This window comes from Paraburkholderia sp. BR10954 (genome assembly GCF_040965775.1).
In the GTDB taxonomy this organism is placed as follows: domain Bacteria; phylum Pseudomonadota; class Gammaproteobacteria; order Burkholderiales; family Burkholderiaceae; genus Paraburkholderia; species Paraburkholderia youngii.
The window spans coordinates 1-3,484 of the sequence record NZ_JBFRCK010000128.1; the positions used below are offsets into that span (position 1 = coordinate 1).

Sequence of the window (3,484 nt, forward strand, 5' to 3'; positions counted from 1 at the left end):
AGGACGAAGTCTGTGATCTTTACCGAAGAAGGACTGCGTGAGTCCGAGCGGCTCTTTAAACAGCATTTCGTCATTCCAGAAAGACCGGGAAATTGATTCAACGAACTTCTAACTCACGACACTAGATACTGAGCCATCAACTGATCGTACGGCCTAACGCAAAAAAAAAAGATTGCACGACGTCAGCTGATCTCGAAGGTTGAACGTCCGGTGTCGAGAGATGGCAATGTCCCCTCGGGGTCGGTTATGCCTATTGCACGAGATGCAGCCGGGGCGAGCGGCGTGCCCAGTTGTGGGACCCAGTGCGGCCACAACCGGCCGTTCGACACAACTACGCGAATCGTCGACAATCCTTCATTCGTCCCGGCTTTTGGAAACTGGGACGTGTCTCCGATCTTGATAGGCGGGATGCGGCTAAGTCTTTCGTCATGCCCACATAACACAGTCCCAACAAAGAGAGTTCTGCATGTCGACGACGTATCTGCGGAAGTATCATAGGTTCATCGAACAATGGTTGGCCCGACCATATGGAGCCGAAAGCTTTGCTCGCGTATTTGGGTCGAGGCTCGCCATTATTTCTATCGCTGTATGTTTTTCAATGGCTGCCGTGTTCGAGGTGCTGTAGGAATTCCTCGATCAACGACACGTCGAAGTCCTCGATTCGCAGCTTTGACGGCGTGCGCCCGATACGCTTCGTGGCAAACGCTAGAAGCAGCCGGAACGTGTCACGGTAACTTGCCACCGTATGCGAACTCAGACGTTGCTGATCGAGCAGACGCTGGCTAAAAAAACGCTGAACGAGGGATGCGAGACTGGCGGCGCTCACGGCTGTTCTCCTGGACAGTTCTTGTCGAGATAGGCTGCCGCGAGTTCGAGCAACTCAGGAACCGCTTCGATGTACCAGTACGTAAGACCGACGTTGACATGCCCGAGGTAGGCGGCAAGTTTCGGCAATTCCCGACTTACGTCGCGACCGGCACGATACCACTCGACCAGTCGTCCAGTCGCGAAGCTATGCCGGAAGTCTTGGAGGCGTGGGCCGTAACCATCGCGCCCATCCTCTGTAGCCGATCGCAGACCGACAGCGCGCGACATTCTGACGAACATACTTCGTGCGGTGCCGGCATTCAATCGCTTGCCGCGCTCACTAACCAGGAACGCCTCGCTCAATCGTAAAGGACAGAGTTGATCGCGTTTCTGGACGTAGTGTTCGAGTGCCACCCGGGTCGACTCTGCTACAGGAACACACCGCGATTTGCCGAGCTTGGATTCCCGGATGGAGAGTATCCCGCTGACGAGGTCAACGTCGGACCGGTCGAGCCGAAACGCTTCGCCTGGCCTGAGGCCCGTCGCTACAAGAAGCCCTATGAGCGTCGAATACGTCAGTGCTCGCATGCCGGTTCGGGATTGCAGTTGAGCTGCTCGGGTCATAAGCAGATCAATTTCCTGCTCAGTGTAAATGTGCGGGGCATTGCGCCGTCTGCGGGCACTCAGGAGCCCTGCCGGAGGAATCTGGTTTCGACCGTCAATGACGTTCATCCATCTGGCGAATCCTCTCACTTGAGAGAGGCGCCGCCCCCAAGTGGCGCGTTCGACGAGTGTGGACGTCATCGCCCAGCGCAGAGCCAGATCGGCAGTAATGAACTCAGCATCTTCATGTTCCAGAAGATCAACGAAATGGCCGAGTGCCAATGCAGGTTCGTAGAATGACGCCCCGAGAGCGCGGCGGACCGCCACGTACCGAGCGAGAGAATCGCGGATCGCAGTCATATTGGACCTCCAGCCGTGGGCCACGAGCGCGCGACCTCGCGCAGGTCCTCAAACGCGACCTTTGCATAGATCGCGGTACTGTCCGGTGAGCGGTGCCGCAAGACCTCGGCTATTTCTGCCATCGAGGCCCCGTGGCGAATCATCGTCGTCGCCAGACCGTGACGGAACAGATGTGCGGCGCCCGGGCACGCGGGGCGGAAACCGGCACGTGCGAAGGCCTGACAAACAATCTTGCCAATCGCCGCCGGCCCCGCCAAACCAACCCGAGGTGCCAATCTGCGAAGGAAGACGCGCCGCGATGCACTCGCTCCGCGACCATCGCGGAGATATGTTGCGATTGCTTCTCCGACCTCCGATGGCAGCGGGACGTGCTTGACCATCTGCCCCTTGCCATGAACGACGAGCTCCCCCGAACGCCAGTGAATGTCGTCGAGCTCGATTGCAACGATTTCTCCGGCACGTAAGCCGAGCCGCGCCAACAACAGCAGGATTGCATAGTCACGGCGCCCAGTCGGAGTCGACCGGTCTGCAGATGCAATGAGAGCTTCCTGCTGCTCATGCGTGAGGAACGTCGGCACAGTCGACTGTCGCCACTTACGAACCGAGGGCACTGACTCATACAGGTCTCGGGCTGTATCGCCACGCAGAAAGAGGAAATGGCAGAACGAGCGAAGCGCAACTGCCATCAGCCGCGTGTACTCCGCCGATCGACCTTTGCTGCGGGCAAGAAGATGATTCCGGATCGTTACCGCGTCAAATGCATCTGGCAATAAACTTCCGTCGCCGGCCGAATGGCTGTCGAGAAAGTCGCGAATGAACGGGCCGTAGACGAGCAGAGAGTTCTTCGCGAGTCCACGATCCTGCCTCAGATGGTCCAGGTATCGGCGATAAATGTGCGCGATCGCGGACTGGCCGCCCAATGTCGGCGAACACACAATGGCTTCGGCGCGCAGATAGGCGAGAAACTGCCGTAATGTGGGCCGCGCGCGCTGGACGCGGTCTCGTGATTCGCCGATCATGCGCTTCATAAAACGAGCCGTGACAGACTCATCGAGATCAATCAGGTCGATGTTTCTGTTCTCCATCCACCCAGAGAACGCACACAGGACTCTTCGTTTCTTGCGAAGCGATATCTCGGAGTAGTGTGCCGTCCGTAGACGATCAAGAAATGCATCGATGTGATGGGCCGGCAGCCCGCCGGATTCGCTGACTGTGCGTGTCGCATTCATCTGATCTCTCCTGGCCAGCGCGATAGCCAGCCTGAGAAATCATACGTTTATGCCGACACAGCGATCATGAAAGGCCATACCCACCGCCACGCGCATGCATGACGCGGCATAATCGGGGAGTCGGCATAATTTCTGTGAAAATTCCATTCGCCCGTTTGTCGTTGCACGCAATGGCTTCCTGTTCGCAGATACGGTTGCCGGCGCACACGCCAGCGCAAATCTCTTTAGTCTCGTTGAAACATGCAAGGCCAATGGTATCGATCCATACCCGAGTTGACAGGGTGCTGTCCATAGCCACGCGACCGTCCCTTGTCCATGGACAGCGCGATTTGTAAACTTTTCGCCTGTCAACAGCTACTTAGTCGGGTCTGAATAATTCGTTTTGGACGGCGCTTGCCCTCACGGCTGGTATTCGACAGCGATTGAGCGGTTGAGCAAAGCGGCCAGAACAGCGGCGTAAAAAAGCCTCAGCTTCCTGAGGATCA

At 57.3% G+C, this 3,484-nt stretch carries 4 protein-coding genes and 1 pseudogene; 2 read left to right on the forward strand and 3 right to left on the reverse strand.

All coding sequences use genetic code 11. From position 1 onward, the window contains the following. Nucleotides 1-96: DUF6429 family protein (locus tag AB4Y34_RS41150; RefSeq protein WP_368719058.1), on the forward strand; the 96-nt coding region annotated here is incomplete at its 5' end. 499 nt (nt 97-595) lie between these two features. On the opposite strand, the gene AB4Y34_RS41155 is transcribed toward AB4Y34_RS41150, so the two are convergent. Genes AB4Y34_RS41155 through AB4Y34_RS41165 form a run of 3 tightly spaced genes read right to left on the reverse strand, consistent with a single transcriptional unit; the run spans nt 596 to nt 2,999 of the window. After that, nucleotides 596-826, reverse strand: a complete 231-nt coding sequence (locus tag AB4Y34_RS41155; protein WP_255215387.1) for a hypothetical protein — start codon at nt 824-826, stop codon at nt 596-598. Beyond that, nucleotides 823-1,770, reverse strand: a complete 948-nt coding sequence (locus AB4Y34_RS41160) for a tyrosine-type recombinase/integrase (RefSeq protein WP_176370125.1) — start codon at nt 1,768-1,770, stop codon at nt 823-825. The genes AB4Y34_RS41155 and AB4Y34_RS41160 overlap by 4 nt, the downstream gene beginning before the upstream one ends. Further along, nucleotides 1,767-2,999: a site-specific integrase gene (locus AB4Y34_RS41165; protein ID WP_176370126.1), complete on the reverse strand. Its 1,233-nt coding sequence runs from the start codon at nt 2,997-2,999 to the stop codon at nt 1,767-1,769. The genes AB4Y34_RS41160 and AB4Y34_RS41165 overlap by 4 nt, the downstream gene beginning before the upstream one ends. 124 nt (nt 3,000-3,123) lie before the next feature. Between AB4Y34_RS41165 and AB4Y34_RS41170 the strand changes: the two are divergent. Beyond that, nucleotides 3,124-3,267 (forward strand): annotated as a pseudogene (locus tag AB4Y34_RS41170) (transposase); the annotation flags it as partial. Nucleotides 3,268-3,484: the final 217 nt, after the last annotated feature.